Genomic DNA, 26,439 nt, shown 5'->3' with positions numbered 1-26,439 from the left:
ATTTATGGATTTCAGGAGGAAAAAATGAAGCTTCTTTCAAAAATCTTTCCTATAATATTGGTATACCTGATCTTGGTTATATCCGGTTGCTCAACTTACAGTCCGGATCCCCCAAAATTGATTAAGGCCACGAATACGGCAGCAAAGGCAAAATATGAAATTGTCGAGGCAAATGACTTAAAGGTAAGCAGCATTCAAGGTTTAGGTTTTCCAGGTAATGATGATTCCCTTTATATCGCAACAAAAAGCGGAATAAAAATGTATAAAAAAGGGAATTGGTATCAATCTACAACGAATTTACATAACTATACAGGATTCCAGGCAATTGATGAAGGGTATATTGCGAGCGGACATCCTCAAAAAGGATCTGGGCTTAAGGATCCTTTAGGTTTAGTTAAAAGTCTTGATAAAGGAAAATCCTATAGCCCAATCACCTTCCATGCAGAGGATGCATTTAGGTTCTTTGCGGCCGGTAATTTCAGTCATGTCATTTATGTGTTGAATGAGCAACCGGCAAACCAGTTAAATCAAGGAGTATACTATACAAAAGATAATGGGAAAACGTGGGGAAAGAGTGCTTTCAAAGGATTTGCCGCTGATTCACTTGGGATGCTGGCGGTTCATCCTTCTCACGGGGCAATAATGGCGATGTCCACAAGGACCGGTATTTATTATTCTACTGACTACGGGAATTCAATGAAACCAGTCACAAGCCCCGTCATGGTAACAGCTCTTACCTTTTCTGGAGACACAATCATATATTCCAGTGTAGAAAATAACGCTATTTTATTTAAGAAGGTGAATCCTAAAACAGGGGAACAAGAAAATATTTCCATTCCCTTTTTAAATTATGATAATCCTATAACCTATGTCGCTGTGAATCCTAAAAATATGAAGCAGCTGGCCTTTACGACATATCAAAATGATGTTTTTATCTCCAATGACTCAGGAAAAAATTGGACGACGATCCTTGCAAAGGGAAAAAAAGTGCCGGAATAATGTCCGGCACTTAATTTTTTTTCTTCCTTTCTTTTTCTGCCCGATAAAATTCATGGAACATTTTCATTAAAGCCCTCTTCTCAATTCTTGATACATAGCTGCGGGAAATACCTAGTTCTTTGGCAATTTCTCGTTGTGTTTTTTCTTTTTGCAAATCAAGTCCAAATCGGCCGATAATGACTTCTTTTTCCCGGTCATCAAGAACTTCAATATACTTTTTAATCTTTTCCAGCTCCATGTTAAGCTGTATGGTATCAATTACATCTTCAGATTCTGATTTAAGAACATCAATCAGGGAAATCTCATTACCTTCCTTATCCTGGCCTATCGGGTCGTGAAGAGAAACATCTTTTTTTGTTTTTTTGAGAGCCCGCAAATGCATGAGGATCTCATTTTCAATACATCTTGCGGCATATGTGGCTAGTTTTGTTCCTTTTCCTTCAGAATAGCTTTCGATCGCTTTGATTAAGCCGATGGTTCCAATAGAAATAAGATCCTCCGAATCCTCACCGGTGTTTTCAAATTTTTTGACAATATGAGCGACTAATCGCAAATTGTGTTCAATTAACATATTCCGTGCGTGAGAATCCCCTTCTGCCATAAGACGCAAGTACTTTCTTTCCTCAGCGGCCGATAGGGGTTGAGGGAAGGCGTTGTTCTTTACATAAGAAACGAGAAACAAAAATTCCTTTACTAAATATCCGAGAGCTGTCAAGATTCCAGACATCCATATCCACCCCCGTATTGGACTAAAGCCTATTATTAATTCCTATGAAAAAAACAGGAAATTGTGTCTGTCCATAAAATTTTATTTCGAAGAAAATAGAAATTAGTAAAAAATGACTTACCTTGGATCCGCCCAAAGTAAGTCATTGAAATGTGAAAAATATATAGGATTACACTTTTTTCAGTTTAAAGGTGCTGACCATAAGGAATGATAATATGATGATGATGAATAAAAAGGCTTCCGGCGGGAGATAAGAAATACTCAAAAAACTTAAGGTGACTAAGCACCCTGCCGCAGTTATGGGAAGCCCGGTAAAGTAACCATTACTTTCAGAAATGTTAAAACGTGCTAATCGAAAGGCTCCGCATCCGATATAAAAAATGGTAAAAAAGGAACCAGGCCCGCCAAATTCATGGAGAATTCCTTGATATAGTAATAGTGCAGGTGCAACACCGAATGATATAATATCACTCATGGAATCCAATTGTTTGCCTAAATCTGATTCAATATGGAACTTTCTCGCAATCATCCCATCAAAACGGTCGGCAAGTGCGGCTACAAAAATAAGCAGTAAGCTTAATCGTAAATTTCCTTTAATCCCAAAAACGATGGCAAATCCGCCCAATGATAAATTTGCTAACGTAATGACATTGGCTGTTTGTGCTTTTAGCTTTTTTACTGTCTGGTCGAGAACATGTAATAAAAACATTTCTTCACACCACTCCTTTCTAACAGGGGGAAGGGATTTAAATTTCCATAATTTACTCTAATTTATTTCATTCTAAGGTTTTTATGTTTATTCGTAAAGAGTAATTTTACACTTTTTGGGGGGCTGTACATGATTCAACCGCTTTATCGATTATTGATTGAATTAACAAATGGAAGATGGACTTCAGTTATTTTAAAAAAATTTGCCCAATCACGTTCCAGTCGCTTTATGGTACCCGTATTTGCAAAGGCTTATCATTTAAATCAGGACGAAATGGAGAAAGGGCTTCATGAATACCCGACACTTCATGCGTTATTTGTAAGAAAGTTAAAAAAAGATGCGAGAGAAGTGGATGCAAGTGCTGATTCAGTCATAAGCCCGGTAGATGCGGTTTTTGAGGATGTTGGACCAATTAAAGAATCAAGTGAAATTATGGTTAAGGGGAAAATTTATTCCATTGAAGAAATGCTTGGGGACAGAGAAGTTCTGGAAAAATATTTAAACGGTACATATATCATCCTGTATTTAAGTCCAAGTCATTATCATCGGATACATAGTCCTGTTAATGGTACTATAACAAAGCAATGGAAACTTGGCTCGAAATCCTATCCTGTCAATAAATTGGGCTTAAAATACGGGGTGCGGACACTTGCGAAAAATTATCGAGTGATCACTGAAATAAAAACGGATTTTGGACATATAGCGGTTGTAAAAGTTGGAGCGATGTTCGTCAATTCCATTGAAACGATACATGCAGGCTCAGAGCTGGAAAAGGGAGGCGAAATGGCCTATTTTAGTTTTGGATCGACAGTTGTCTTATTATTTGAAAAAAACACATTCCAACTAAATCCGGATTTAAAAACGCCTCAAGAATTATACGTTGGAGCGAAACTGGGAACCATGCATAAATAAAAATTGTTTGCAATGGGTGCAGAAAGTTCCTTACAAAAAAAGAAAAGCCCTTTATAGGGCAGGTTTTAGATGTTAAGATGAAATTTTGATTTTATTATACAAGGAACGGCGGTGAATTTCGCACTCAATAAGGTTAATGAAATCCGGGCTTAAATTAAGTTCCTTTGCTTTAAAATAGGATTCAATCAGCAATTCATCTGACAATTTTCGCATGGCAGACTCCACCTCCACTTTTTTTCGTAGTTCTATTTTTAGTTTTTATACATAAAATAGTACGTTCAGATGTTGTACCCTTAATCTACCAAATTTATTCCTGTAGAACAATCGCCTGCTTTATCCACAGAGCCCGGTGGATAATTTGTTGGTAAATTGTTTGTAAATTGGAAAAATCTTACCGGTTCAACGGGTATAATGTTAATAACTTTATCCACAAGTGATAAAAAAGTAGATGTTTGTCGAAAAATATTTTTAAATTTCAAAAAAACTACATTATTTTTGTGTTTACCATCATAAAAAAACAATGAAACATGCGAGAAATGTTGCTTTTTGGCGAATATTAAGAAATGAAGAGCTGAATCAATAAAATGACAAGAGGATTCCACTTTTCTTTTGAAACAAAAGATGAAATTAGTTATGATGGTACAAGAAAAGGGCGAAACCGATTTGTTGGATACTTGGAATTATAATGAGGTGTAAACTGAGTGTTTGAAATTTTTTTACCAAATGAGCATGTTAAAAGTATTTTTGATATATCTCCACAGCATTTAAAGGAACGAGGAATTAAAGGGATTATTACAGATTTGGACAATACATTGGTTGAATGGGACCGGCCAAACGCTACTCCTAAATTAATTAGCTGGTTTGATGATATGAAGAAACATAATATACTGATCACCATTGTTTCTAACAATAATCAAACAAGAGTAAAGGCATTTGCCGATCCGCTTCAAATTCCGTTTATTTATCAGGCGAAAAAACCTATGGCTGGAGCCTTTAAAAAAGCATTGTCGCAAATGGGTATTAAAAAGGAAGAGGCTGTGGTCATTGGTGATCAGCTAATGACAGATGTACTTGGTGGTAATCGCAGTGGTTTTCACACAATCCTTGTTGTCCCTGTAGCTCAAACGGACGGATTTATGACAAAATTCAACCGTTTTGCGGAGCGAAGAATATTGAATTGGTTTCGAAAAAGAGGGATGTTGCAATGGGAGGATTAAACTGTGAGTGATCAAAAGCAAGTATGTATTGGCTGCGGCGTAAAAATTCAGACGGAAGAACCGGAGAAAATAGGGTATGCACCTGCCTCGGCCTTAGAAAAAGAAATTATCATTTGTCAAAGATGCTTTCGATTAAAGCACTATAATGAAATTCAAGATGTCGAGTTAACGGATGATGACTTTTTGAAAATTCTTAATGGAATTGGAGAAACAAAGGCTTTAATTGTGATGATCGTCGATATTTTTGATTTTAATGGAAGCTGGCTTCCAGGATTGCATCGATTTGTAGGTGAAAACAACGTTCTGCTTGTTGGAAATAAAGTGGATCTTTTGCCTAAATCAGTAAAACACAATAAACTAATTCATTGGATGAAATCAGAGGCGAGAGAGCTCGGTTTAAGACCAGAAGAAGTTTTTCTCGTTAGTGCGTCAAAAGGATGGGGAATAAAAGAAGCAGCAGCTGCAATTGATGAATATCGAAATGGCAAAGATGTCTATATTGTAGGTTGTACAAACGTTGGGAAATCAACCTTTATTAATCGGATTATTAAAGAAGTGACGGGTGAAGGGGATATCATTACTACATCTCATTTCCCTGGAACAACATTGGATATCATTGAAATACCACTTGAAGATGGAAAGGCCTTAATGGATACACCAGGTATCATCAATCACCATCAAATGGCCCACTATATAGATAAAGGGGATTTAAAAATAATTACTCCTAAAAAGGAAATTAAGCCAATGGTTTTTCAACTAAATGAAGGCCAGACTTTATTTTTCGGAGGACTTGCCCGGTTTGATTATATCAGCGGAGGCAGAAGATCATTTGTTTGCTACGTATCAAATGAAATAAAAATTCACAGGACAAAAACAGAAACAGCGGCTGAACTTTATGAAAAACATGCGGGTGAATTACTGTCGCCTCCAAGACGGGAACAGTTAGAGCATTTCCCAGAGCTTGTCAAACAAGAATTTATGATTAAAGAACCAAAAACAGATATCGTTTTTTCTGGATTAGGCTGGATAACGGTTAACGAACCTGGAGCAAAAGTAGTCGCCTATGTACCAAAAGGCGTTCAAGCGATGATTCGAAAATCACTAATTTAATAGAACGTAATGTGATAATACAGGTAAGTCTAAATAGATAAGTTTGCGGGGAGAAACAAATGAAGAAACTGTTTGCGGTAATTGGTGATCCAATAGCACATTCGATGTCTCCGGTCATGCACAATGATTTATTTTCACTATATAATATAGATGCCCATTATCTTCCTTTTCAAGTAAAGAATGATGATTTGCAAGCTGCTGTCAATGGCTTAAGAGCAATCGGCGTTGGCGGGTTTAATGTAACAGTACCGCATAAAAGCAATATCATTCCTTTTCTTGACGGTATAGATGAATTGGCTGAGAATATTGGAGCTGTCAATACAGTTGTCAATGAAGGTGGAAAATTAATCGGGTATAATACAGATGGTCCAGGATTCTTAAAAGGACTTATGACACAAATTCCTACAATCGAAGGAAAAAAAATATTGGTTATTGGAGCTGGCGGAGCAGCACGAGCTATTTATTTTACGTTAGCTAAAGAAAATCCTCGGGGGATTGATATTGCCAATCGGACGGTTGATAAGGCTAGTGATTTAATCCAATCTTGTCCATATCCTGTTGTGTCCAATGCCTATTCCTTATTAGAGGCAGAAAACCATTTGGCAGATTATGATTTAATCATCCAAACGACATTAATCGGTATGTCCCCAAAAACAGCTGAACAGCCAATAGAGCTTACAAACTTAATGCAACAAGCTTTGGTTTGTGATATTATATACAATCCGTTGGAAACACAATTTTTACAGGATGCTAAACGAAAAGGAGCAAGTATCCAGAACGGTATTGATATGTTTGTTTTTCAAGGGGCACTTGCTTTTGAAAAATGGACGGGAATATTTCCTGATGTAATAAGGATGAGGGATAATATCTTAACACAACTAGGAGGAAACTCATGTTAACTGGTAAACAAAAAAGATTTTTACGTTCTAAAGCCCATCATTTAAATCCGATTTTTCAAGTTGGAAAAGGCGGCGTAAATGAAAATATGATTAAACAAATTGCAGATGCTCTTGAGGCACGAGAGCTGTTGAAGGTAAGTGTGCTTCAAAATTGTGAAGATGATAAATCAGTAGTTGCCGAGCAGCTTGCAGATGGGACTGAGGCAGATATTGCACAGATCATCGGAAATACGATCGTCCTATATAAAGAATCCGTCGAAAATAAACAAATTACGCTTCCATAACAGGAAGGAGGACGGGCATGAACAAAATTGGCATATTAGGCGGCACTTTTGATCCGCCTCATAATGGGCATCTTTTAATTGCAAATGAAATTCTCCATGCATTAGAACTTGATAAAATTTGGTTCATGCCAAACCAGGAACCGCCGCATAAAAGAAAATCCGGTGCAGTAAATAATGAAGAACGGCTGCAGATGCTTGAGTTGGCCTTGGCAGATAATCCAGCCTTTGAAATACAGGCGATCGAGCTCGATCGAACAGGGCCATCTTATACAGTTGATACGATGAGAATCATCCGTGAACGGTATCCTGAACATCAATTTTATTTTATTATTGGTGCGGACATGATTGAATATTTGCCAAAATGGCATCAAATTGAGGAACTGATTGAGCTAGTTCAATTTGTAGGCGTAGAAAGGCCATCCTACAGTCAATTGACAGACTATCCAATCCTTTACGTAGATGTACCGGCATTTGAAGTTTCATCAAGTATGATTAGAGAAAGACTATTATCAGGAAAGTACGTTCAATACTTATTGCCGGATCCGGTTATCGATTATATTAAAGAGAGGCACTTATATGGAACGTAATGAAGCATTATCAATTGTAAAAAAACAATTGACGGATCATCGCTATCAACATACGCTCGGTGTAATGGAAACAGCCATCACTTTAGCAAAACGCTTTGGTGCAGATGAAAAAAAAGCAGAACTTGCGGCCATTTTTCATGATTATGCGAAATTTCGGCCAAAGGAAGAAATGAAGGAAATTATTAAAACTCAAGGATTTCCTCAGGATTTGCTGGATTATAATTCCGAATTATGGCATGCGCCTGTCGGAGCGTATTTAACAGAAAAAGAAGCGGGAATTACCGATAGAGAAGTATTAGATGCTATCCTATATCATACATCCGGAAGACCTGAGATGACATTGTTGGAAAAAATCATTTATCTTGCAGATTATATTGAACCCGGTCGGCATTTTCCTGGAGTAGAGGAAGTTAGAAGCTTAGCTGAGAATCATCTGGATGAAGCATTAATTAAAGCGGTCCAGAATACAATTTTATTTTTAATGAAAAAAACTCAAACCATATATCCGGAAACTTTTCATACGTATAATGATTTAATAAAAAACAGGAGGATTGATTAATGGACAATCAAGAGTTGCTAAAAGTAACAGTAAAAGCTGCAGATGATAAACGTGCAGAAGCTATTCTGGCATTAAATATGAAGGGGATTTCGCTGATTGCCGATTTCTTCGTCATATGCCATGGTAATTCAGATAAACAAGTTCAGGCAATTGCAAGAGAAATAAAAGAAAAGGCAGAAGAAAATGGCTGCACGGTGAAACGAATAGAAGGTTTTGATGAGGCAAGATGGATCTTAATTGATTTAGGTGATGTTGTTGCCCATGTGTTTCATCGCGATGAAAGAACCTATTACAATTTGGAACGACTTTGGGGGGATGCACCTAAGGTTGATGTGCTAAGTGGTTTAAATTCATGAGCGGCTACGAACAATTTGCCTACTTGTATGATGAGCTTATGAGTGATGCTCCTTATGATCAGTGGGTGAAATTTGTGAAAGACGTCCTTGGGAAATTTAGCAGTCACGAAGGAACCAGCCATTTACTTGACTTAGCATGCGGAACTGGAGAGCTTTCTATACGTTTTGCACAAGAAGGATTTAAAGTAACAGGAATTGATCTTTCGGAGGATATGCTTGCTGTGGCTCAGGCGAAAGCAGTGGATGCTGGTGTTCATATCCCATTTTATCAGCAGGATATGGCTGCATTAGATGGTTTGGATCAATTTGATGTAATTGGTATTTTTTGTGATTCGCTAAATTATCTCAAAACGGAAAAAGATGTAATCTCAACTTTTTCCCATGTGTTTCAATTTTTGAAAGAGGGCGGCATTTTCCTCTTTGATGTTCATTCGCTATATAAAATAAACGACATTTTTATTGGCCAAACGTTTGCGCAAAATGAGGAAGATGTTTCCTATATATGGAACAGTTTCCCTGGTGAGTACCCAAATAGTGTAGAGCATGATTTAAGCTTCTTTGTTTTGGATGAGAAAACTCAAAAGTATGACCGTTTTGATGAACTTCATTTCCAACGGACCTTTTCCATTGAGCATTATTCCAAGTGGTTAACAGAGGCGGGATTTACCGTAATGGAAATTGGTGCCGATTTTAAACATGAGCCGCCGCAAATAAAGTCAGAGCGTATTTTTTTTGTTGCTAAAAAATAACAGCCATCTAAAAAAGATGGCTGTTTTTCTAAAATTATTGCAGGAATTTGCAGGAATATCCCGAATATTTACTGAGGTGAAAATTGCAGTTCAACTTTTTCTAAATCTTCGTTAAACTTCATATGTGTGGCCTGAAATAAATGTTCAAACAAATTTCCGAGTTCATTCTCCATAATTTTTATCCCTTCACCGGTGATTCCACCCTTAACACAAACTTTTTCCTGAAGTGTAGCTAACGTATAATGTCCTTGTTTTAAAAGTTCACCAAGGCCTACAATCATTTCACTGGCTAATGTTACAGCTGTTTTCTCATCTATACCGGTTTCTTTTACGGCCCCATTAATAAATGCCTGCAGCAGATAACTGAAAAAGGCGGGTCCGCAGCTGACAATATCAGAAGCAACTCTCGTTATTTTTTCATCAATATCTACTGGTTTCGAGATTTTTTCCATTAACTGTTCAATTTCAGATCTCCATTTAATGCTGCAATGTTCACCGTACGTTATTAAAGAAACTCCCGCTAATGCTCGGTTGGTGATACTGGGAATAATACGTGCAACAGAACATGAAACTTTTCTTTCGATTTGGCTTGTACTGATAGGACTTGTTATCGAAATAAGACATTTTTCTCTTGTCATGTATGGATGTATTTCATCGAGAATTTTATATACATCCAATGGTTTTACACAAATGAAGACTAAATCGCATGCCGCTGCCACCTCTCTAGCGTTAGCACCGACTTTAATGCCCCGATTTTTATTTTTAAGCACCATCGCTTTTGATTTTGTTCTATTTGTGATCATCATTGAAGAAGGGGAGATGGCTTTTCCCTCAATAAGAGCCTCCACCAAAATTCTTCCCATATTACCGGTACCAATGATACCCAGATTCATTGTTCGACCCTCCTTCGCGCGCAGGTTTCTTTAATAACAATATGAACCCCCTTAATGAAATATACCTTTAGAAAGGATGGATTACCATGAAGGACTGGATAATACAACACAAAAAGTATGGCTTTGTAATAGTTTTGGCGTCATTATTAGGTGTATATTATTTTTCTGACAATAGTGCAGAGGTTTCATTATCAAATCAAACGCAAAATACGAATACGAAAACTCAAATGGTTGAAAAGAAAACGGAATCCCAGAATAATACAGTACAGCCAAAACAGATTGAGAAAATGATGGTGGATGTAAAAGGGCAGGTAAAGAAGCCAGGAGTGTACTTGGCCAATACAGGGGAAAGAGTTAATGATGTAATAGCTCGTGCAGGGGGATTGACGGATAAGGCGGATCAAGGCCAGGTTAACTTCGCTGAACATGTTAAGGATGAAATGGTTATTTACATACCGGCAGTAGGCGAGAAAACGGCAGATTTGCCAAACACAGTCACTAAGGAAGGAGGAACTCCATCTGGAACCTCTTCACAAAATCAAGCGAAAGTAAATTTAAACAAAGCAGATGAAACACAGTTGCAAACTCTGCCTGGGATTGGACCGGCAAAAGCGAAAATGATTCTGGACTACCGGGATAAAAGCGGCCCGTTTAAAAGTATTGAAGATTTAAAAAATATTAGTGGAATTGGTGATAAAACTTATGAAAAGTTAAAAGATTTGATAGATGTATGATCATTTTGGATTTGACCAATGGAACAAGCCGTCTTACACTTATATCATAATGTTTTAAGGGGTGGAGATTGTGGACCGGATTTCATGGGATCAATATTTTATGGCGCAAAGTCATTTGTTGGCATTAAGGAGCACCTGCACACGACTGACAGTAGGGGCCACAATTGTCAGGGATAAACGAATCATCGCCGGTGGATATAATGGCTCAATTGCCGGCGGGGATCACTGTATTGATAAAGGATGTTATGTAATTGATAACCATTGTGTTCGAACGATTCACGCGGAAATGAATGCGCTATTGCAATGTGCCAAGTTCGGGGTGCCGACAGACGGATCAGAGATTTATGTGACACATTTTCCGTGTCTTCAATGCTGTAAAGCAATTATTCAGGCAGGAATTAAAACGGTTTATTATGCCGAGGATTATAAAAATCATCCATATGCAGTTGAACTATTTGAACAAGCAAATGTGAAGGTTGAAAAGGTAGAACTAATAGAAGAAGTGATTGACTTTCGGAAGATTCACCAATAATCCAAATGTAATGCCGGCTTTTTAGAAGCCGGTATTACATTGACAACATTAAATATCCTGTAAATGGAGAAGAATCGTTTATGAATGGAAAATGTATTTATTTTGCTATTGCTGCTTTATGTGCTGTTTTAAGTGTGCTGGTTCACTTTTTTTCTTTTTTCGTTCTGAGTTTGATTTATGTTTATTTATTATTTAAATATAAACGATTTTCAAAGCCTCAGCTGTCGGCAATTGTCGGAATCATGATTCTCTTTGCATTAATCACCTGTAGGGCTGAAATGAAAAATTCTACTGCTCTCCCCGAAGATCAAACCACCTTTCACCTCGAATATATCCAAGATCCTAAAATTGACGGCAATCTTCTTCAAATATTTGCAAAAGAAACAAAATACAACGAAAACCTATTAATCCGCTACCAAATCCACTCCGAGAAAGAAAAACAAGACTTAGGAAATACTTCTTTTTATAACAAGCTATGTTTGGTGTCAGGCACCATGGGAAAACCGAAAATTTCCAAAAATCCAAATGGCTTCAATTATCGCAGCTATTTGGCTGCAAAGCAGGTTTATTGGTTGGTTGATACTAAGCAAAACCTCTTGCAAAGCTGCTCTACATTGAAATCTACACCTATTACTCTTATGAAACAGCTTAGATTTTCAGGGGTCCATTACCTTGAGAATCACTTTCCTCCGGAAATCGCTTCTCTTTCGGCGGCACTCATTTTTGGGGATCGAAGTATGATAAATCCGGAATTGCTTGATGAATACCAAAAGACTGGGATTGTTCATCTTCTCGCTATTTCAGGCCTTCATGTTTCCTTATTCATTGGAATGGTTTTTTATTTGGGTATCCGGATAGGGCTGACGAGACAGACAACGGAATATTTTCTTATTTTCATACTTCCTGTTTATGTCATTTTAACGGGTGCTTCTCCTTCTGTTATTCGAGCCTGTTTGATGATGTTTCTTGTGCTAATAGCTGTAAAATGGGGAAAAAAAATAAAACTTCAAGCGATTGATGCGATCAGCTTAGCGCTAATGATATATTTAATCTGGTCTCCGTTCATTATTTACGATATTGGCTTCCAGCTTTCCTTTTCCGTAAGCTTTGCCATCATTTTGTCATCTAGGCAAATATTAAATACATTCGCTTTGGGTAAATTGACCCCGTTGCTGGCAACCTCTGTAATTTCTCAATTAGCAGCATTTCCTTTCCTGCTATACCACTATTTTCAACTATCACTAATTGGTTTCATTGCCAATATCATTTTTATTCCTCTTTTTTCATTTATTTATCTTCCGGGTCTGTATGTATTGTTCCTGATTCAAATTTTTGTGGGTTTTACTCCTTCTATTTTCATTCTTATTTTCTCGGAAATTATAAATATTTCCAACCAACTAATGGAGATATTCAGCCGTTGTTCTTTTGCTAATTTTAATCCAGGTAGGCCGAATTTGCCTTTTTTGATTATTTATATTCTTTTAATCATTTCAATATTTTATTTATGGGAGACGAAGTATAGCTACAAATGGAAAGAACATCTGCTACTTTCCTGCCTCCTGCTCTTCACACTTCAACCTTTATGGAATTGGCTCAATCCATATGGTGAGGTGACGATGATTGATGTTGGTCAAGGCGACAGTATTTATATTCATCTTCCGTTTAATCAGGGCGATTATTTGATTGATACTGGTGGGACAATGATATTTTCAGATAAAAAATGGATGCAAAAGGAAAAACCATTTGAGGTGGGAAGAGATGTTGTTGTTCCTTTTCTAAAAGCAAAAGGAGTTACAAAGATTGATAAGCTGATTTTGTCACATGGTGATATGGATCACGTAGGAGGATCTATTGCTCTAATGAAGGAGCTTAAGGTTAGACAAATTCTTCTTCCTTCGGTTGCGGAAGAATCAGAAACAGAGCAGAAAATTATAAACACAGCAAAGCTAAAAGGAATTCCGGTAATAAAGGGATCAAAAGGAATGTATTGGGGTGTTGGTCAGAATTCATTTTTTATTTTATCCCCGGAAACAAATTTTAAGGGAGAACGAAATCGTGGTTCTCTTACGATTCTGGCTAAGATCGGTGGACTAAGCTGGTTTTTTGGGGGAGATCTTGACAAAACAGGGGAGGAAAAAATTATAAAAAAATTCCCTAATCTAACCGTCGATGTTCTAAAAGCGGGACATCATGGCAGCAAAACCTCCAGCAGCCCTCTGTTTATCCACAAAATCAAACCGAAGGTTACCCTTATTTCTGCAGGTGAAAATAATCGGTTTGGTCATCCACATCCCGAAGTATTGCAGCTTCTTCAAGGGGTGAATACGCGAATTTATCGTACTGATCAACAAGGAGCCATAACCTATCGATTTTTTAAAAGCAGTGGAACCTTTTTGCCCTATTTACAATAAAATATGACTATAAGAAATGAAAAAGAGACTGCTTTAAAAACAGCCTCTTTATTAACCATATGTAGCCATTTTACGAACCAATTTGCTTAACAACCGTTGCAATAATAAAGATGATGGCAAAAAATAAAAAAGAAACGCCGAAACCTACCCCGGAATCAATTGCATCGTTCCGTTTACTTTGCACATTTTTTTCAAATTCGTTCACAGCTACACCTCCTATTTCACATTTAGTATAAGCGATTTATTTTAAAAAATCCAGTTAATTCCTAATCTGTTTCCTTTACTGACAAGAGTTGTCAAAATAGTTGGACCATCCAAAGGTCAAAATAATGATTACAATATGAATTTCCGCCAGACGATAACGGATCCTAGGGCTGTTATTGTCGGCGTTCTATATAGATCGGGAATTGGCGCTCTAAATGGAGTGACAATTCCCCTATTAACACTTGTCAAAATACCAGCACTTCATTACGATAGTAAAGAGTGAAATGATGAGGAGCGCTGGAAATGGTTTTAGATATTTGGCGAAAAATTAAACAAAAGGAAATTGCTCCTATTTATTTATTATATGGAACAGAGGCATTTTTAATCAATGAAACAAAGCAGATGCTTCTGCATCAAATTTTAAATGAAGAGGAAATGGATTTTAATTATTCTGTTTATGATTTAGAGGAAACCCCTGTTGAATTGGCTATCGAGGATGCGGAAACATTTCCATTTTTCGGCGAAAAAAAAGTCATTTTTTTACATAACCCCGTTTTTTTAACAGCAGAAAAGTCGAAAGAAAAGGTTGATCATAATCTAACAAAACTAGAGGCATATATAAAAGAACCGGCCCCATATACAGTCGTAGTTATTTCTGCTCCATTTGAAAAACTTGATGAACGGAAGAAAATAACAAAAGAATTAAAGAGAAATGCCGAATTAATAGAAGCGAAAAAATTAACGGAGCAAGAGTTAAAAAATTGGTTAAAAGATAAAGCCAAATCCTGCGGGATTGAATTCGAGGCAGATGCGGTTGATCATTTACTAACCCTTGTTGGGACAAATATGTTTATGCTTTCAAATGAAGTGGAAAAACTCTCATTATATGCAGCGGAAGAAAAAAGAATTAGTTCAGACTTAGTTGAAAAATTAGCGGCAAGATCTTTGGAGCAAAATATTTTTACTTTGATCGAAAGAATCGTGCAGCGTAAACCAGATGAAGCACTTAAGATTTATTATGATTTATTAAAGCAAAATGAAGAGCCTTTAAAAATATTGGCCTTGATATCTGGGCAATTTAGGCTGATTTATCAAGCGAAAGAGCTTTCCAGAAAAGGCTATGGGCAGCAGCAAATTGCTGGATACCTTAAAACACATCCTTTTCGTGTGAAACTTGCTCTCGGACAAGCTTCCCGGTTTTCAGATGAAGAGTTGGGACATCTAATTGGGCTGCTTGCAGAGGCTGACTATCAAATGAAAACAGGCGGTATGAATAAATCCCTTTTGATTGAAATGCTTTTGTTTCGATTAAATAAATAATAAAAAAACGATTCCTTTAAAAGGAATCGTTTTTTTATTATAGGCTGTTTGCTTTTTTCATTAGACGTGATTTTTTGCGGGCAGCAGCATTTTTGTGGATTAGACCTTTAGCAGCAGCTTTGTCTAATTTGCTAGAAGCAGCAACTAGAGATTCTTTAGCAGCAGCAGCATCTTTAACAGAAAGAGCAGCTTCTGCTTTCTTTACAGCCGTACGCATAGAAGATTTGTCCATCGTATTTTGAGCATTACGAGCTTCGCTAGTTTTCACACGCTTAATCGCAGATTTAATGTTAGGCATTAATTTCACCTCCTGTAAAGAATCGAGACTATATGAACTCGACTTACAATCATAAACAATTTAATTGCAACAAGAGATATTTTATCAAACAGGGCATTATATTGCAATATAGAAATTACATAGTGTTAAGCATTTTCCCTTGCATGTTTTATTTCGAAGGGGGAGAAAATAGTTAATAGGTTCTTTAAACAGCCAATATTCAGGAGGTTACAACACAATGAAGCAAGCTATTGATTTAAGTCAATACTCTGTTCGAACCGATTTGGCAATTGAAGCTAGAGAAATGGTGCTTGCACAATCCGTAGAGCAGGGAGAGAACCTTTCGCAAATTGAAGGAGTCATCATAAAAGAAAAGAATATTGACGATATAAAAATTTCATTAGTAGAAGTGACAAAACAAGGAGAAGCACAATTAGGGAAAAAAGCGGGAAGATACTTAACACTTGAAGTTCAAGGTATTCGTGATCAAAACACAGATGTACAGAAAAAAGTGGAAGAAATTTTTGCTGGGGAATTTTCCAATTTTCTAGAAAGCAGCGGAGTCAAAAAAACAGATTCTTGTTTGATCGTCGGTCTCGGCAACTGGAATGTAACACCAGATGCTCTTGGACCGATGGTTTGTGAAAATTTATTAATCACAAGGCATTTATTTCAACTGCAGCCGGAAAATATTGACGAAGGATACCGTTCAGTAAGTGCACTTGCACCAGGGGTTATGGGTCTTACCGGAATTGAAACAAGCGATATTATTTTTGGTGTTGTTGAAAAGTCGAAGCCCGATTTTGTTATAGCTATTGACGCCTTAGCCTCTCGCTCTATTGAAAGAGTGAATTCTACCATTCAAATTTCTGATACAGGTATTCATCCTGGTTCGGGGGTGGGGAATAAACGAAAAGAACTAAGTAAAGAAACTTTGGGAATTCCCGTCATTGCCATTGGTGTTCCGACTGTAGTTGACGCTGTGTCAATCACAAGCGATACCATTGACTTTATATTGAAACATTTTGGTAAAGAAATGCGTGAAGGGAATAAGCCTTCAAGGGCGCTGGCTCCTGCAGGAATGAATTTTGGGAAACGTCAAAAATTGACTGATGAAGATCTGCCGGATGAAAAACATCGAAAAACATTCCTTGGCATTATCGGAACTTTACAAGAAGATGAAAAAAGAAAATTAATTTATGAGGTATTATCCCCACTTGGTCATAATTTAATGGTAACGCCAAAGGAAGTTGACGTTTTTATTGAGGATATGGCTAACCTGATTGCCAACGGATTAAATTCATCCCTGCATAGCTCTATTGATCAGGAGAATGCGGGTTATTTTACAAGATAAAAAACTTAGAATGGGCATGCCTATTCATCTTTTTGTCAGGTACTAAGCCATATTTCTGATTTCATGGGTCTATTAACTCTAGTAATGTCATAAGATTTACTAGAATGAATATGTTGATCCAATCAGAGCGATTTTAATTGAGTTCGGTGAGGGAATAATACCTTTGAGGAATTAAACAGGTCGGAAGATGCTCTTGCTGATGTATGAAGTGGCTATTACTGGCAGGCTAAAAATTAAACAAGGATACAGAGCAAACAGCCAATAAACAATAATGATAAGGGAGTATTTTTATGAAAATGTTTATCTTTAAAAGTTTTTGTTTATTTTCCCTTTTGTTTATTGCCGTACTAACTGGTATGCAAATGGCGAATAATGGAATTCAAAAAATGAAAGGATATGAAGACCCCCAAAAAAATAACGTCATTTCCCTTCAAGGAGAAGATCAAAACCAACATGCCGCCATACTTGAAAATGATCTCTCAAGTCATGATATGAATGCAAAAAAGAAAAAGTTAGAAGAGCTCAGTGCAGTTAATTTTTTTTCGTCAATCGGAAGGAAAATGTCAGATGGGTTAACCAATGCTTCGGCCAAAATGATTGATCAAATAACAAAATAAGAAATAAAAAAGCGCCTTGGTCCCCAAAAAAGAACAGGCGCTTTCGCTTTTGATTGAATCTTATTTCTCCTGCTGATATAATCAAAAATAGTGTACTTGTGCGAGAATAGTAGGAGTGAACGAAATGAACAGAGAAGAAAGACTCAAACGACAAGATAAAATCAGAAATTTTTCAATCATTGCTCATATAGATCATGGTAAATCAACATTGGCTGATCGAATTCTTGAAAAAACAAATGCGCTGTCTTCACGCGAAATGAAAGACCAGCTGTTGGACTCAATGGATCTGGAAAGAGAACGCGGTATAACGATTAAATTAAATGCCGTACAGCTGAAATATAAAGCAAAAGATGGCGAAGAATATATTTTTCATTTGATTGATACCCCTGGGCACGTCGACTTTACGTACGAGGTTTCCAGAAGTCTTGCTGCATGCGAAGGAGCCATCCTGGTTGTAGACGCTGCACAAGGAATTGAAGCACAAACACTGGCAAATGTTTATCTGGCACTTGATAACAATTTGGAAATTCTGCCGGTCATTAATAAAATTGACTTGCCAAGCGCTGATCCGGAACGAGTTCGGAACGAAATAGAAGAAGTTATCGGCCTAGATGCTTCAGAAGCAGTTCTTGCTTCTGCAAAAGCTGGAATCGGTATCGAAGAGATACTTGAGCAGATTGTGGAAAATGTTCCTGCCCCTTCTGGTGACCCAGATGCACCACTAAAAGCATTGATTTTTGATTCGCTTTATGATGCCTACCGCGGAGTCGTTGCATACATTCGTGTGGTAGATGGAACCGTAAAAATTGGCGATAAAATCAAAATGATGGCTACCGGAGCAGAATTTGAAGTTACCGAAGTTGGAGTATTTACGCCAAAAGCTGTTCTTAGAGATGAATTATCAGTAGGTGATGTAGGATTCTTAACTGCTTCCATTAAAAATGTGGCTGATACTCGTGTTGGTGATACCATTACCAATGCGAAAAATGGGTCAACCGATCCGTTACCTGGTTACCGGAAATTGAATCCAATGGTATACTGCGGTCTCTATCCAATTGATACTGCGAAATTTAATGACTTGCGCGAAGCATTGGAAAAATTGCAATTAAATGATTCGGCCTTGCAATTTGAACCTGAAACATCACAGGCTTTAGGATTTGGTTTCCGCTGCGGATTTCTTGGACTGCTTCATATGGAAATCATTCAGGAACGGATCGAACGGGAATTTAAAATCGATTTAATTACAACAGCACCAAGTGTAATCTATCATGTTCATTTGACAGATGGCTCACAAATCAATGTAGATAACCCGTCGAATATGCCGGATCCGCAAAAAATTGACCGAATTGAAGAGCCTTATGTAAAAGCGGCTATTATGTCTCCGAATGATTATGTAGGAGCCATCATGGAACTGTGTCAGCAAAAGCGGGGAATTTTTATTGATATGCAGTACATGGATGAAAATCGTGTAAGCATTATATATGAAATTCCGTTGTCTGAAATTGTATATGATTTCTTTGATCAATTAAAATCAAGCACAAGAGGCTATGCATCATTTGACTATGAATTGATTGGCTACAAACCTTCAAAGCTCGTGAAGATGGATATTTTATTAAATGGGGAAACAGTGGATGCATTAAGCTTTATTGTCCACAAAGATTTCGCTTACGAACGCGGGAAAGTCATCGTAGAAAAATTAAAAGAATTAATTCCGAGACAGCAATTTGAGGTTCCGGTTCAAGCTGCAATAGGTACTAAAATCGTAGCGCGTTCTTCTATTAAAGCCATGAGGAAAAACGTTTTGGCAAAATGTTACGGGGGAGATATATCCCGTAAACGGAAGTTGCTAGAGAAGCAAAAAGAAGGTAAGAAAAGGATGAAGCAGGTTGGTTCAGTAGAGGTACCTCAGGAAGCTTTCATGGCTGTCTTGAAGATGGATGATAATAATTCCAAAAAATAATCACAAGGAGGTAAGGAGGTGCCTTTGGAAAGGCGATTCCTGCCTCTTTTTACTACTAAGAAAGTATGGTGTAAAGAATGATCAATGCTGCATATTTGCATATCCCTTTTTGTGAGCATATTTGCCATTATTGTGATTTTAATAAGGTGTTTTTAAAAGGTCAGCCAGTAAATGACTACTTAGATGCCCTTGAAAAAGAAATGAAGCTGACACTCGAGTCTTTTCCTGCTGCCGAATTACACTCGATTTTTGTAGGGGGTGGGACACCTACATCCTTAAACGAACGACAGCTCAGCCGATTTTGTGAAAGTATTAACAACCATTTACCTAAAGCAAAGAATATAGAGTTTACATTTGAAGCCAATCCGGGAGATTTATCGAAAGAAAAACTGCAAATATTAAGGGATGCAGGGGTGAATCGACTCAGTTTAGGTGTCCAAACTTTTAATGATGATCTATTGGAAAGAATCGGTCGTGTCCATCGGGCAAAAGATGTTTTTCAAACGGTAGAAAATGCAAAGATATCCGGTTTTGAAAATATCAGCGTCGATCTAATATACAGCTTGCCGACACAAACGATGGCTGATTTCAAAGAAACATTAATGACCGCTTTTTCCTTGAATATCCCTCATTATTCCGCCTATTCATTAATCATTGAGCCCAAGACGATTTTTTATAATTTAATGAAAAAAGGTAAACTTCCGATAGGCGGGGAAGATTTGGAAGCACAAATGTACGAAGTATTGATGGATGAGATGACAAAACATGGTTTCCAGCAATATGAAATCAGTAATTTTTCCCGCACGGGGTATGAAAGTAAGCATAATTTAACGTATTGGGATAATGAGTATTATTATGGTTTTGGTGCTGGTGCCCATAGTTATGTAAATGGCTTCCGACGTTCTAATATAGGGCCTGTGAATAAATATATCGAAAGTTTAAAAAGCGGCAAGGCTCCTGTTTTCGAAAACCATCAAGTAACAAAAGCAGAACAAATGGAAGAAGAAATGTTTTTAGGATTAAGAAAAGCAGAGGGTGTTTCCATCACACAGTTTCACCATAAATTTTTAGAAGACCCTCTTAAGTTGTTTCAAAATGAAATCAATGAGTTGTCGGAGAAAAAGTGGATAGAAGTTGAAGGGGATAATATATATTTAACTAAACAAGGTCGGCTCCTGGGAAATGAAGTATTTCAAGCTTTTTTGGGTGTGGTGTAATTTTTTAACAAGAAGATGAAAGATGTTCTTTTTGATTGACACCTTCCCCCTTTTTTTGATAATTTATTAGTATAATTAGCACTCGGTAACAATGAGTGCTAACAGAGGTGATGCTAGTTGTTAACAGATCGTCAATTGTTGATTCTTCAGGTTATTGTTGATGACTTTATTCGATCTGCACAACCTGTCGGCTCAAGAAGTTTGTCGAAGAAAGAAGAGATATCCTTTAGTTCGGCAACAATTCGAAATGAAATGGCCGATCTTGAAGACTTGGGGTACTTAGAGAAAACTCATACCTCATCAGGACGTGTTCCATCTGAAAAAGGTTATCGCTATTACGTCGACCATTTGCTTTCGCCTCAGGTTTTAACAAGGAACGATATTTCCGTTATTCAGTCTATTTTTGCAGAGAAAATTTTTGAATTTGAAGAAATTATTCAAAAATCCGCGAAAATTTTATCTGATTTGACTAACTATACATCCATTGTTCTTGGTCCTACGGTAAACGAAAATAAGTTGAAAAAAATACAAATCGTTCCTTTAAATAAAGAGACGGCTGTAGCCATTTTTGTAACAGATACAGGGCATGTTGAGAACAGAACTTTTTCACTTCCATCATCGATCGATGCCAGTGACATTGAAAAGATGGTTAATATACTTAATGAACGTCTAACAATGGTTCCGTTGGAAGATTTAAATGATAAAATCTACAAGGAAGTTGCCGTGCTTTTAAAACAGCATATACATGATTATGACTTAATGCTGCACATATTTGCGCAGTTGTTAAAAGTACCGACAACTGAGAAACTTTTCTTTGGCGGCAAGATGAATATGCTTAGTATTCCGGAATTTCATGATATTTCGAAAGTACGTAACTTACTGACAATCATCGATCAAGAGGAATGGATCTCTAATCTAAGAAAAGATACAAAAGGCATCCATGTTAAAATTGGCAGTGAAAACAATAATAGTGCAATGGATGACTGTAGTTTGATTACTGCCTCATATTCAGCCGGCAATGAACAATTAGGAACAATTGCTATACTTGGACCAACAAGGATGGAATATTCTCGAGTTATCAGTTTACTGCAATTTATAAGCAAGGATTTAACAGCTGTTTTAACCAAATTGTATCAAAGTAATTAACACTGGTAATATTGAGTAAGGGTGAAATGTCCTTCCATTTCACCCATATTCCTATGCGAATGTATTTTTAAAATAGGCTATTTAAAGCACATTGTTGTTTTTTCCAATCGTTGATTGGGACTAAAATCAACATTCGGGTTAAATAAATGGATCTCATGCTTTAAGGGAGGTGAGTAAGTTGACGAATGAAAAGAAACATACACTAGACGAAACAACAGAAGAATTCAATAATGCTGAAACTGTTGAACTTACTGAAGAAAGTGCGATTGATGAGGCAGCTGAAACGATGAAGTCGAAGACGGAAACAGTTGAAGAGTCTAATTCGGTAAATGACTATCTTCAAGAAATTCAAGCCTTAAATCATAAACTGGAAGAAGCTGAAAATCGTTATTTGCGTTTGCATGCTGATTTTGAAAATTTTCGCCGCCGAACAAGATTGGATCAAGAGTCTAATGAAAAATATCGGGCGCAAAAATTAATTGCGGAATTACTTCCAGTATTAGATAACTTTGAACGAGCTTTGAACATTGAAGCGGAAAATGAGCAGACAAAATCATTGCTTCAGGGAATGGACATGGTATTTCGCAGCTTTTTTGATGCATTAAAAAAAGAAGGTGTCGAAGCCATTGAGACTGTAGGCAAGGAATTTGATCCGCATCAGCACCATGCGGTTATGCAAGGTGAAGATACAAATTATGGTCCGAACATTGTTATTGAAGAATTCCAAAAAGGTTATGTATTAAAGGATCGAGTGATTCGACCTGCGATGGTTAAAGTAAATCAATAGAACTTACATAATAGTTTAAGGAGGAAATTGGCAATGAGTAAAATTATTGGTATCGATTTAGGTACAACGAACTCTTGTGTGGCTGTACTCGAAGGCGGGGAAGCAAAAGTAATCCCTAATCCTGAAGGTAACCGTACATCTCCATCTGTTGTTGCCTTTAAAAATGGTGAGCGCCAGGTAGGAGAAGTAGCGAAACGCCAGGCTATTACAAACCCTAATACGATTATTTCGATTAAACGTCATATGGGTTCAGACTACAAAGTGGAGGTTGAAGGCAAGAATTATACTCCTCAAGAAGTTTCTGCCATCATCCTTCAGTATTTAAAATCTTATGCAGAAGATTACCTTGGGGAACCAGTAACAAAAGCGGTTATTACGGTTCCCGCCTACTTTAATGATGCTCAGCGCCAAGCAACGAAAGATGCTGGTAAAATTGCCGGGCTTGAAGTTGAAAGAATTATCAATGAGCCGACTGCAGCTGCACTGGCTTATGGATTAGATAAAACAGATCAAGATCAAACCATCCTTGTATATGACCTTGGTGGAGGTACATTTGACGTATCTATTCTTGAACTTGGAGACGGTGTGTTTGAAGTAAAAGCAACAGCAGGTGATAATCGCCTTGGCGGAGATGATTTCGACCAAGTGATCATTGATTATCTCGTTGAACAATTTAAAAAAGAAAATGGCATTGACCTTTCTCAAGATAAAATGGCTATACAACGTTTAAAAGATGCTGCCGAAAAAGCGAAAAAGGATCTTTCAGGTGTAACTTCTACACAAATTTCCTTGCCGTTTATTACTGCAGGTCCTGCTGGCCCACTTCATTTGGATGTACAAATGACAAGAGCAAAATTTGAGGAATTATCCGCTCAATTAGTTGAACGTACAATGGGACCTACTCGCCAAGCGCTTAGTGATGCGGGATTAACAGCTGCAGACCTTGATAAAGTTATTTTAGTTGGCGGATCAACACGGATTCCAGCTGTTCAGGAAGCAATTAAAAAAGCGACTGGAAAAGAGCCTCACCGTGGTGTTAACCCGGATGAAGTAGTAGCAATGGGTGCTGCGATTCAAGGCGGCGTTATAACAGGAGACGTGAAGGATGTTGTTTTACTTGATGTAACTCCACTTTCATTAGGGATCGAAACAATGGGTGGCGTGTTTACGAAATTAATCGATCGCAATACAACAATTCCAACATCAAAATCACAAGTATTCTCTACTGCTGCTGATAACCAAACAGCTGTTGATATTCACGTTCTTCAGGGTGAACGTCCTATGGCAACCGACAATAAAACTTTAGGCCGTTTCCAATTAGCAGATATTCCTCCGGCTCCGCGTGGAATACCGCAAATCGAAGTAACGTTTGATATTGATAAAAACGGTATTGTTAACGTACGTGCCAAAGACCTTGGAACAAATAAAGAACAACAAATTACCATTAAATCATCCACAGGTCTTTCTGATGAAGAAATCCAAAAAATGGTCAGAGAAGCGGAAACGAATGCAGAAGCAGACAAACTTCGTAAAGAAGAAGCAGAGCTTCGCAATGAAGCAGATCAACTCGTCTTTACAACAGAAAAAACATTAAAAGACCTTGAAGGTAAAGTGGATGCTGCTGAAGTTTCCAATGCAAATGAAGCTAAAGATGCTTTGAAGAAGGCCATTGAAGCAAATGACTTAACAGAAATGCGTGCCAAAAAGGATGCGTTACAGCAAATTGTTCAAGACTTAACTGTTAAGTTGTATCAACAAGCAGCAGGTCAGGCGCAGCAAGGAGAAGATGCGGCCGAAAATACTGCAGGTAAAAACGACAATGTTGTAGACGCGGAATTTGAAGAAGTAAAAGACGAAAAGTAAGCGGCAAATTCAAGAGAAAAAGTCAAAGTCAGTCTATAGAGGCTTTGGCTTTTTCTTTGTTATCAAATAATGCTTTTCTATTGCACTATACTTCTTCAGGGTGTTAAAATAGTCTTTATGTGAAAGATTCGGGAGTGGTAATCATGAGTAAAAGGGATTACTATGAAGTACTTGGGGTTGAAAAAAGTGCTTCTAAGGATGAAATAAAAAAAGCTTATCGCAAGCTGTCGAAAAAATATCACCCAGATATTAATAAAGAACCAGATGCAGCCGATAAATTTAAAGAAATCACTGAAGCTTATGAAGTATTAAGTGATGATCAAAAAAGGTCACATTATGATCAATTTGGCCATTCTGACCCAAATCAGGGCTTTGGCGGTTTCGGTGGTGGAGCAGATTTTGGGGGCTTTGGCGGCTTTGAAGATATTTTTAATACATTTTTCGGCGGCGGCTCTTCCCGCAGAAGAGATCCGAATGCGCCTAGGCAGGGTGCTGACCTTCAGTACACCATGACGGTATCGTTTGAAGAAGCAGCATTTGGAAAAGAAACAGATATCGAAATTCCGCGAGAAGAAACTTGTGAAACATGTAATGGCTCAGGAGCAAAACCGGGTACAAAACCGGAAACATGCCGCCATTGTAATGGATCCGGACAAATAAGCGTGGAACAAAATACACCATTTGGCAGAATCGTTAACCGCCGAACATGCCAATACTGTAATGGAACAGGTAAAGAAATAAAACAAAAATGTTCCACTTGCGGCGGCAAGGGAAAAGTGAAAAAACACCGGAAAATCCATGTGAAAATACCGGCAGGAATTGATGACGGTCAGCAGTTGCGCATGGCAGGGCAAGGAGAAGCAGGAGTTAATGGAGGACCATCTGGGGACCTTTATGTTGTTTTCCATGTTCGTCCTCATGAGTTTTTTGAAAGGGATGGCGATGACATCTATTGTGAAATGCCAATCACTTTCGTTCAAGCAGCATTAGGTGATGAAATCGAAGTACCAACATTACATGGTAAAGTGAAGTTAAAAGTACCAGCAGGAACGCAGACAGGAACAAGATTCCGTTTAAAAGGAAAAGGTGTTCCAAATGTCCGTGGTTATGGTATTGGGGATCAACATATTCAAGTGAGAATAATTACCCCAACAAAGTTGTCTGACAAGCAGAAACAGCTATTGCGTGAATTTGGTGACATTAGTGGGAATGCGCCGCTTGGTGAACATGAAGAGAGCTTTTTTTCAAAAGTAAAACGGGCCTTTAAAGGCGAGTAAGGATTGGAGTTGGTAGATATGAAGTGGTCTGAAATCAGTATCCACACAACAAATGAAGCTGTCGAGCCTATATCTAATATCCTGCATGAAGCGGGTGCGAGTGGTGTAGTGATCGAAGATCCCTTTGAATTGACAAAGACAAGAGAAGATCAGTTCGGAGAAATCTACCAGCTCAATCCCGGTGACTATCCAGAGGAAGGCGTCATTGTAAAAGCTTATTTACCTGTAAATAGCTTCTTAGGTGAGACTGTAGAGGCAATTAAGGAAGCCATTAATAACCTTATCATTTATAATATTGATATTGGATTAAATAAAGTTACCATAAGTGAAGTAAATGAAGAAGAATGGGCAACTGCCTGGAAAAAATATTATCATCCAGTCAAAATCTCCGAGCGTTTTACCATAGTACCGACATGGGAAATTTATCACCCTGTCAGCAGCGATGAATTAATTATTGAGTTAGATCCCGGCATGGCTTTTGGAACAGGTACACATCCTACGACCGTCATGTGTATACAAGCACTTGAAAGGACTGTTCTTCCAGGTGATCGTGTGATTGACGTTGGTACCGGATCAGGAGTATTAAGTATAGCGGCTGCGATGCTTGATGCTGAGGATGTAAGGGCATATGACCTTGATGAGGTAGCAGTAACTACAGCAAAAATTAATGCAAAACTCAATAAAGTACATGAGAAGGTAACAGTTTTGCAGAATAATCTGCTCGATAGTGTGGAAGAAA

Annotated in this window: 28 protein-coding genes and 1 pseudogene; 23 read left to right on the top strand and 6 right to left on the bottom strand. The window is 37.7% G+C overall.

Translation table 11 applies throughout. The features are described 5' to 3' along the window. Positions 1 to 24 precede the first annotated feature (24 nt). On the top strand, positions 25 to 999 hold the full coding sequence (locus tag HPT25_RS00145; RefSeq protein ID WP_173058353.1) for a F510_1955 family glycosylhydrolase: 975 nt from the start codon (positions 25 to 27) through the stop codon (positions 997 to 999). Positions 1,000 to 1,009: 10 nt separating this feature from the next. Here the strand turns inward: HPT25_RS00145 and sigK are convergent, their stop codons facing one another. Continuing rightward, positions 1,010 to 1,726: an RNA polymerase sporulation sigma factor SigK gene (sigK, locus tag HPT25_RS00140; RefSeq protein WP_173058351.1), complete on the bottom strand. Its 717-nt coding sequence runs from the start codon at positions 1,724 to 1,726 to the stop codon at positions 1,010 to 1,012. 169 nt (positions 1,727 to 1,895) lie between these two features. Then, positions 1,896 to 2,435 carry a CDP-diacylglycerol--serine O-phosphatidyltransferase gene (gene pssA / locus HPT25_RS00135; RefSeq protein WP_173058349.1) on the bottom strand — a complete coding sequence of 180 codons (540 nt, stop codon included), beginning with the start codon at positions 2,433 to 2,435 and terminating at the stop codon, positions 1,896 to 1,898. Between the two features lie 129 nt (positions 2,436 to 2,564). Here pssA and HPT25_RS00130 point away from each other — a divergent pair, with 129 nt between their 5' ends. After that, positions 2,565 to 3,347: a phosphatidylserine decarboxylase gene (locus HPT25_RS00130; protein WP_173058347.1), complete on the top strand. Its 783-nt coding sequence runs from the start codon at positions 2,565 to 2,567 to the stop codon at positions 3,345 to 3,347. Positions 3,348 to 3,419: 72 nt separating this feature from the next. Here the strand turns inward: HPT25_RS00130 and HPT25_RS00125 are convergent, their stop codons facing one another. After that, a complete protein-coding gene (locus tag HPT25_RS00125; RefSeq protein ID WP_173058345.1) occupies positions 3,420 to 3,560 on the bottom strand; it encodes a sporulation histidine kinase inhibitor Sda in 141 nt (46 codons plus the stop codon). Positions 3,561 to 4,048: 488 nt separating this feature from the next. On the opposite strand from HPT25_RS00125, the gene HPT25_RS00120 reads away from it, so the two are divergent. Genes HPT25_RS00120 through HPT25_RS00085 form a run of 8 tightly spaced genes read left to right on the top strand, consistent with a single transcriptional unit; the run spans position 4,049 to position 9,108 of the window. Then, positions 4,049 to 4,564, top strand: coding sequence for a YqeG family HAD IIIA-type phosphatase (locus HPT25_RS00120; protein WP_173058343.1), 516 nt, complete (start codon positions 4,049 to 4,051; stop codon positions 4,562 to 4,564). Positions 4,565 to 4,567: 3 nt separating this feature from the next. Next, a complete protein-coding gene (gene yqeH, locus HPT25_RS00115) occupies positions 4,568 to 5,674 on the top strand; it encodes a ribosome biogenesis GTPase YqeH (protein ID WP_173058341.1) in 1,107 nt (368 codons plus the stop codon). 59 nt (positions 5,675 to 5,733) lie between these two features. After that, on the top strand, positions 5,734 to 6,573 hold the full coding sequence (aroE, locus tag HPT25_RS00110; protein WP_173058339.1) for a shikimate dehydrogenase: 840 nt from the start codon (positions 5,734 to 5,736) through the stop codon (positions 6,571 to 6,573). Further along, positions 6,567 to 6,857, top strand: coding sequence for a ribosome assembly RNA-binding protein YhbY (yhbY, locus tag HPT25_RS00105; RefSeq protein WP_173058337.1), 291 nt, complete (start codon positions 6,567 to 6,569; stop codon positions 6,855 to 6,857). Before aroE ends, yhbY begins: the two co-directional genes overlap by 7 nt. A gap of 17 nt (positions 6,858 to 6,874) precedes the next feature. Further along, a complete protein-coding gene (locus HPT25_RS00100; protein WP_173058335.1) occupies positions 6,875 to 7,444 on the top strand; it encodes a nicotinate-nucleotide adenylyltransferase in 570 nt (189 codons plus the stop codon). Further along, on the top strand, positions 7,434 to 8,003 hold the full coding sequence (yqeK, locus tag HPT25_RS00095) for a bis(5'-nucleosyl)-tetraphosphatase (symmetrical) YqeK (RefSeq protein ID WP_173058333.1): 570 nt from the start codon (positions 7,434 to 7,436) through the stop codon (positions 8,001 to 8,003). Before HPT25_RS00100 ends, yqeK begins: the two co-directional genes overlap by 11 nt. After that, positions 8,003 to 8,359 (top strand): ribosome silencing factor, encoded by a 357-nt coding sequence (gene rsfS / locus HPT25_RS00090; RefSeq protein WP_173058331.1) that lies wholly within the window; start codon positions 8,003 to 8,005, stop codon positions 8,357 to 8,359. The genes yqeK and rsfS overlap by 1 nt, the downstream gene beginning before the upstream one ends. After that, the gene (locus tag HPT25_RS00085) at positions 8,356 to 9,108 is read left to right on the top strand and encodes a class I SAM-dependent DNA methyltransferase (protein ID WP_173058329.1); all 753 of its coding nucleotides are present in this window, start codon (positions 8,356 to 8,358) and stop codon (positions 9,106 to 9,108) included. Before rsfS ends, HPT25_RS00085 begins: the two co-directional genes overlap by 4 nt. Before the next feature lie 68 nt (positions 9,109 to 9,176). Here HPT25_RS00085 and comER read toward each other — a convergent pair whose 3' ends face one another. After that, complete coding sequence (gene comER, locus HPT25_RS00080; RefSeq protein WP_173058327.1) at positions 9,177 to 10,001, bottom strand: late competence protein ComER; 825 nt, start codon at positions 9,999 to 10,001, stop codon at positions 9,177 to 9,179. 86 nt (positions 10,002 to 10,087) lie between these two features. On the opposite strand from comER, the gene HPT25_RS00075 reads away from it, so the two are divergent. From HPT25_RS00075 to HPT25_RS00065, 3 genes and pseudogenes are all read left to right on the top strand, one after another. Then, entirely contained in the window at positions 10,088 to 10,735 is a 648-nt protein-coding gene (locus HPT25_RS00075) for a helix-hairpin-helix domain-containing protein (protein ID WP_173058325.1), read from the top strand. 70 nt (positions 10,736 to 10,805) lie between these two features. Then, a pseudogene (locus tag HPT25_RS00070) lies at positions 10,806 to 11,252 on the top strand (ComE operon protein 2); the annotation flags it as partial. A gap of 95 nt (positions 11,253 to 11,347) precedes the next feature. Further along, positions 11,348 to 13,678 (top strand): DNA internalization-related competence protein ComEC/Rec2, encoded by a 2,331-nt coding sequence (locus tag HPT25_RS00065; RefSeq protein WP_173058321.1) that lies wholly within the window; start codon positions 11,348 to 11,350, stop codon positions 13,676 to 13,678. A gap of 70 nt (positions 13,679 to 13,748) precedes the next feature. On the opposite strand, the gene HPT25_RS00060 is transcribed toward HPT25_RS00065, so the two are convergent. Next, entirely contained in the window at positions 13,749 to 13,883 is a 135-nt protein-coding gene (locus tag HPT25_RS00060) for a YqzM family protein (RefSeq protein WP_173058319.1), read from the bottom strand. Positions 13,884 to 14,185: 302 nt separating this feature from the next. Here HPT25_RS00060 and holA point away from each other — a divergent pair, with 302 nt between their 5' ends. After that, complete coding sequence (gene holA / locus HPT25_RS00055; protein WP_173058317.1) at positions 14,186 to 15,202, top strand: DNA polymerase III subunit delta; 1,017 nt, start codon at positions 14,186 to 14,188, stop codon at positions 15,200 to 15,202. 37 nt (positions 15,203 to 15,239) lie between these two features. Here the strand turns inward: holA and rpsT are convergent, their stop codons facing one another. Next, positions 15,240 to 15,500, bottom strand: coding sequence for a 30S ribosomal protein S20 (gene rpsT, locus HPT25_RS00050; RefSeq protein ID WP_173058315.1), 261 nt, complete (start codon positions 15,498 to 15,500; stop codon positions 15,240 to 15,242). 217 nt (positions 15,501 to 15,717) lie between these two features. On the opposite strand from rpsT, the gene gpr reads away from it, so the two are divergent. From gpr to prmA, 9 genes are all read left to right on the top strand, one after another. Continuing rightward, on the top strand, positions 15,718 to 16,833 hold the full coding sequence (gpr, locus tag HPT25_RS00045; RefSeq protein WP_173058313.1) for a GPR endopeptidase: 1,116 nt from the start codon (positions 15,718 to 15,720) through the stop codon (positions 16,831 to 16,833). Positions 16,834 to 17,123: 290 nt separating this feature from the next. Further along, positions 17,124 to 17,450, top strand: a complete 327-nt coding sequence (locus HPT25_RS00040; RefSeq protein ID WP_173058311.1) for a DUF3679 domain-containing protein — start codon at positions 17,124 to 17,126, stop codon at positions 17,448 to 17,450. 124 nt (positions 17,451 to 17,574) lie between these two features. Further along, a complete protein-coding gene (gene lepA, locus HPT25_RS00035) occupies positions 17,575 to 19,410 on the top strand; it encodes a translation elongation factor 4 (RefSeq protein WP_173058309.1) in 1,836 nt (611 codons plus the stop codon). A gap of 77 nt (positions 19,411 to 19,487) precedes the next feature. Then, the gene (gene hemW / locus HPT25_RS00030) at positions 19,488 to 20,627 is read left to right on the top strand and encodes a radical SAM family heme chaperone HemW (RefSeq protein ID WP_173058307.1); all 1,140 of its coding nucleotides are present in this window, start codon (positions 19,488 to 19,490) and stop codon (positions 20,625 to 20,627) included. A gap of 117 nt (positions 20,628 to 20,744) precedes the next feature. After that, entirely contained in the window at positions 20,745 to 21,773 is a 1,029-nt protein-coding gene (hrcA, locus tag HPT25_RS00025) for a heat-inducible transcriptional repressor HrcA (protein WP_173058305.1), read from the top strand. A gap of 178 nt (positions 21,774 to 21,951) precedes the next feature. Then, the gene (gene grpE / locus HPT25_RS00020) at positions 21,952 to 22,560 is read left to right on the top strand and encodes a nucleotide exchange factor GrpE (protein WP_173058303.1); all 609 of its coding nucleotides are present in this window, start codon (positions 21,952 to 21,954) and stop codon (positions 22,558 to 22,560) included. A 33-nt stretch (positions 22,561 to 22,593) separates the two neighbouring features. Next, complete coding sequence (gene dnaK / locus HPT25_RS00015) at positions 22,594 to 24,423, top strand: molecular chaperone DnaK (protein ID WP_173058301.1); 1,830 nt, start codon at positions 22,594 to 22,596, stop codon at positions 24,421 to 24,423. Positions 24,424 to 24,566: 143 nt separating this feature from the next. Further along, positions 24,567 to 25,700: a molecular chaperone DnaJ gene (dnaJ, locus tag HPT25_RS00010; protein ID WP_173058299.1), complete on the top strand. Its 1,134-nt coding sequence runs from the start codon at positions 24,567 to 24,569 to the stop codon at positions 25,698 to 25,700. A gap of 18 nt (positions 25,701 to 25,718) precedes the next feature. Next, a partial coding sequence (gene prmA / locus HPT25_RS00005; protein ID WP_173058297.1) for a 50S ribosomal protein L11 methyltransferase occupies positions 25,719 to 26,439 on the top strand: 721 nt, incomplete at its 3' end.

It is taken from the genome of Neobacillus endophyticus, assembly GCF_013248975.1.
Lineage (GTDB): Bacteria > Bacillota > Bacilli > Bacillales > Cytobacillaceae > Neobacillus > Neobacillus endophyticus.
Note: the sequence above shows the minus strand (reverse complement) of the source record. Positions and strands in the feature narration are given on the sequence as shown.

Bases quoted from the DNA above. Each gene is read 5' to 3' on its own strand.
- HPT25_RS00145 (WP_173058353.1), top strand. From the start codon at position 25: ATGAAGCTTCTTTCAAAAATCTTTCCTATAATATTGGTATACCTGATC.
- sigK (WP_173058351.1), bottom strand. From the start codon at position 1,726: ATGTCTGGAATCTTGACAGCTCTCGGATATTTAGTAAAGGAATTTTTG.
- pssA (WP_173058349.1), bottom strand. From the start codon at position 2,435: ATGTTTTTATTACATGTTCTCGACCAGACAGTAAAAAAGCTAAAAGCA.
- HPT25_RS00130 (WP_173058347.1), top strand. From the start codon at position 2,565: ATGATTCAACCGCTTTATCGATTATTGATTGAATTAACAAATGGAAGA.
- HPT25_RS00125 (WP_173058345.1), bottom strand. From the start codon at position 3,560: ATGCGAAAATTGTCAGATGAATTGCTGATTGAATCCTATTTTAAAGCA.
- aroE (WP_173058339.1), top strand. From the start codon at position 5,734: ATGAAGAAACTGTTTGCGGTAATTGGTGATCCAATAGCACATTCGATG.
- yhbY (WP_173058337.1), top strand. From the start codon at position 6,567: ATGTTAACTGGTAAACAAAAAAGATTTTTACGTTCTAAAGCCCATCAT.
- HPT25_RS00100 (WP_173058335.1), top strand. From the start codon at position 6,875: ATGAACAAAATTGGCATATTAGGCGGCACTTTTGATCCGCCTCATAAT.
- yqeK (WP_173058333.1), top strand. From the start codon at position 7,434: ATGGAACGTAATGAAGCATTATCAATTGTAAAAAAACAATTGACGGAT.
- rsfS (WP_173058331.1), top strand. From the start codon at position 8,003: ATGGACAATCAAGAGTTGCTAAAAGTAACAGTAAAAGCTGCAGATGAT.
- HPT25_RS00085 (WP_173058329.1), top strand. From the start codon at position 8,356: ATGAGCGGCTACGAACAATTTGCCTACTTGTATGATGAGCTTATGAGT.
- comER (WP_173058327.1), bottom strand. From the start codon at position 10,001: ATGAATCTGGGTATCATTGGTACCGGTAATATGGGAAGAATTTTGGTG.
- HPT25_RS00075 (WP_173058325.1), top strand. From the start codon at position 10,088: ATGAAGGACTGGATAATACAACACAAAAAGTATGGCTTTGTAATAGTT.
- HPT25_RS00065 (WP_173058321.1), top strand. From the start codon at position 11,348: ATGAATGGAAAATGTATTTATTTTGCTATTGCTGCTTTATGTGCTGTT.
- holA (WP_173058317.1), top strand. From the start codon at position 14,186: ATGGTTTTAGATATTTGGCGAAAAATTAAACAAAAGGAAATTGCTCCT.
- rpsT (WP_173058315.1), bottom strand. From the start codon at position 15,500: ATGCCTAACATTAAATCTGCGATTAAGCGTGTGAAAACTAGCGAAGCT.
- gpr (WP_173058313.1), top strand. From the start codon at position 15,718: ATGAAGCAAGCTATTGATTTAAGTCAATACTCTGTTCGAACCGATTTG.
- HPT25_RS00040 (WP_173058311.1), top strand. From the start codon at position 17,124: ATGAAAATGTTTATCTTTAAAAGTTTTTGTTTATTTTCCCTTTTGTTT.
- lepA (WP_173058309.1), top strand. From the start codon at position 17,575: ATGAACAGAGAAGAAAGACTCAAACGACAAGATAAAATCAGAAATTTT.
- hemW (WP_173058307.1), top strand. From the start codon at position 19,488: ATGATCAATGCTGCATATTTGCATATCCCTTTTTGTGAGCATATTTGC.
- dnaK (WP_173058301.1), top strand. From the start codon at position 22,594: ATGAGTAAAATTATTGGTATCGATTTAGGTACAACGAACTCTTGTGTG.
- dnaJ (WP_173058299.1), top strand. From the start codon at position 24,567: ATGAGTAAAAGGGATTACTATGAAGTACTTGGGGTTGAAAAAAGTGCT.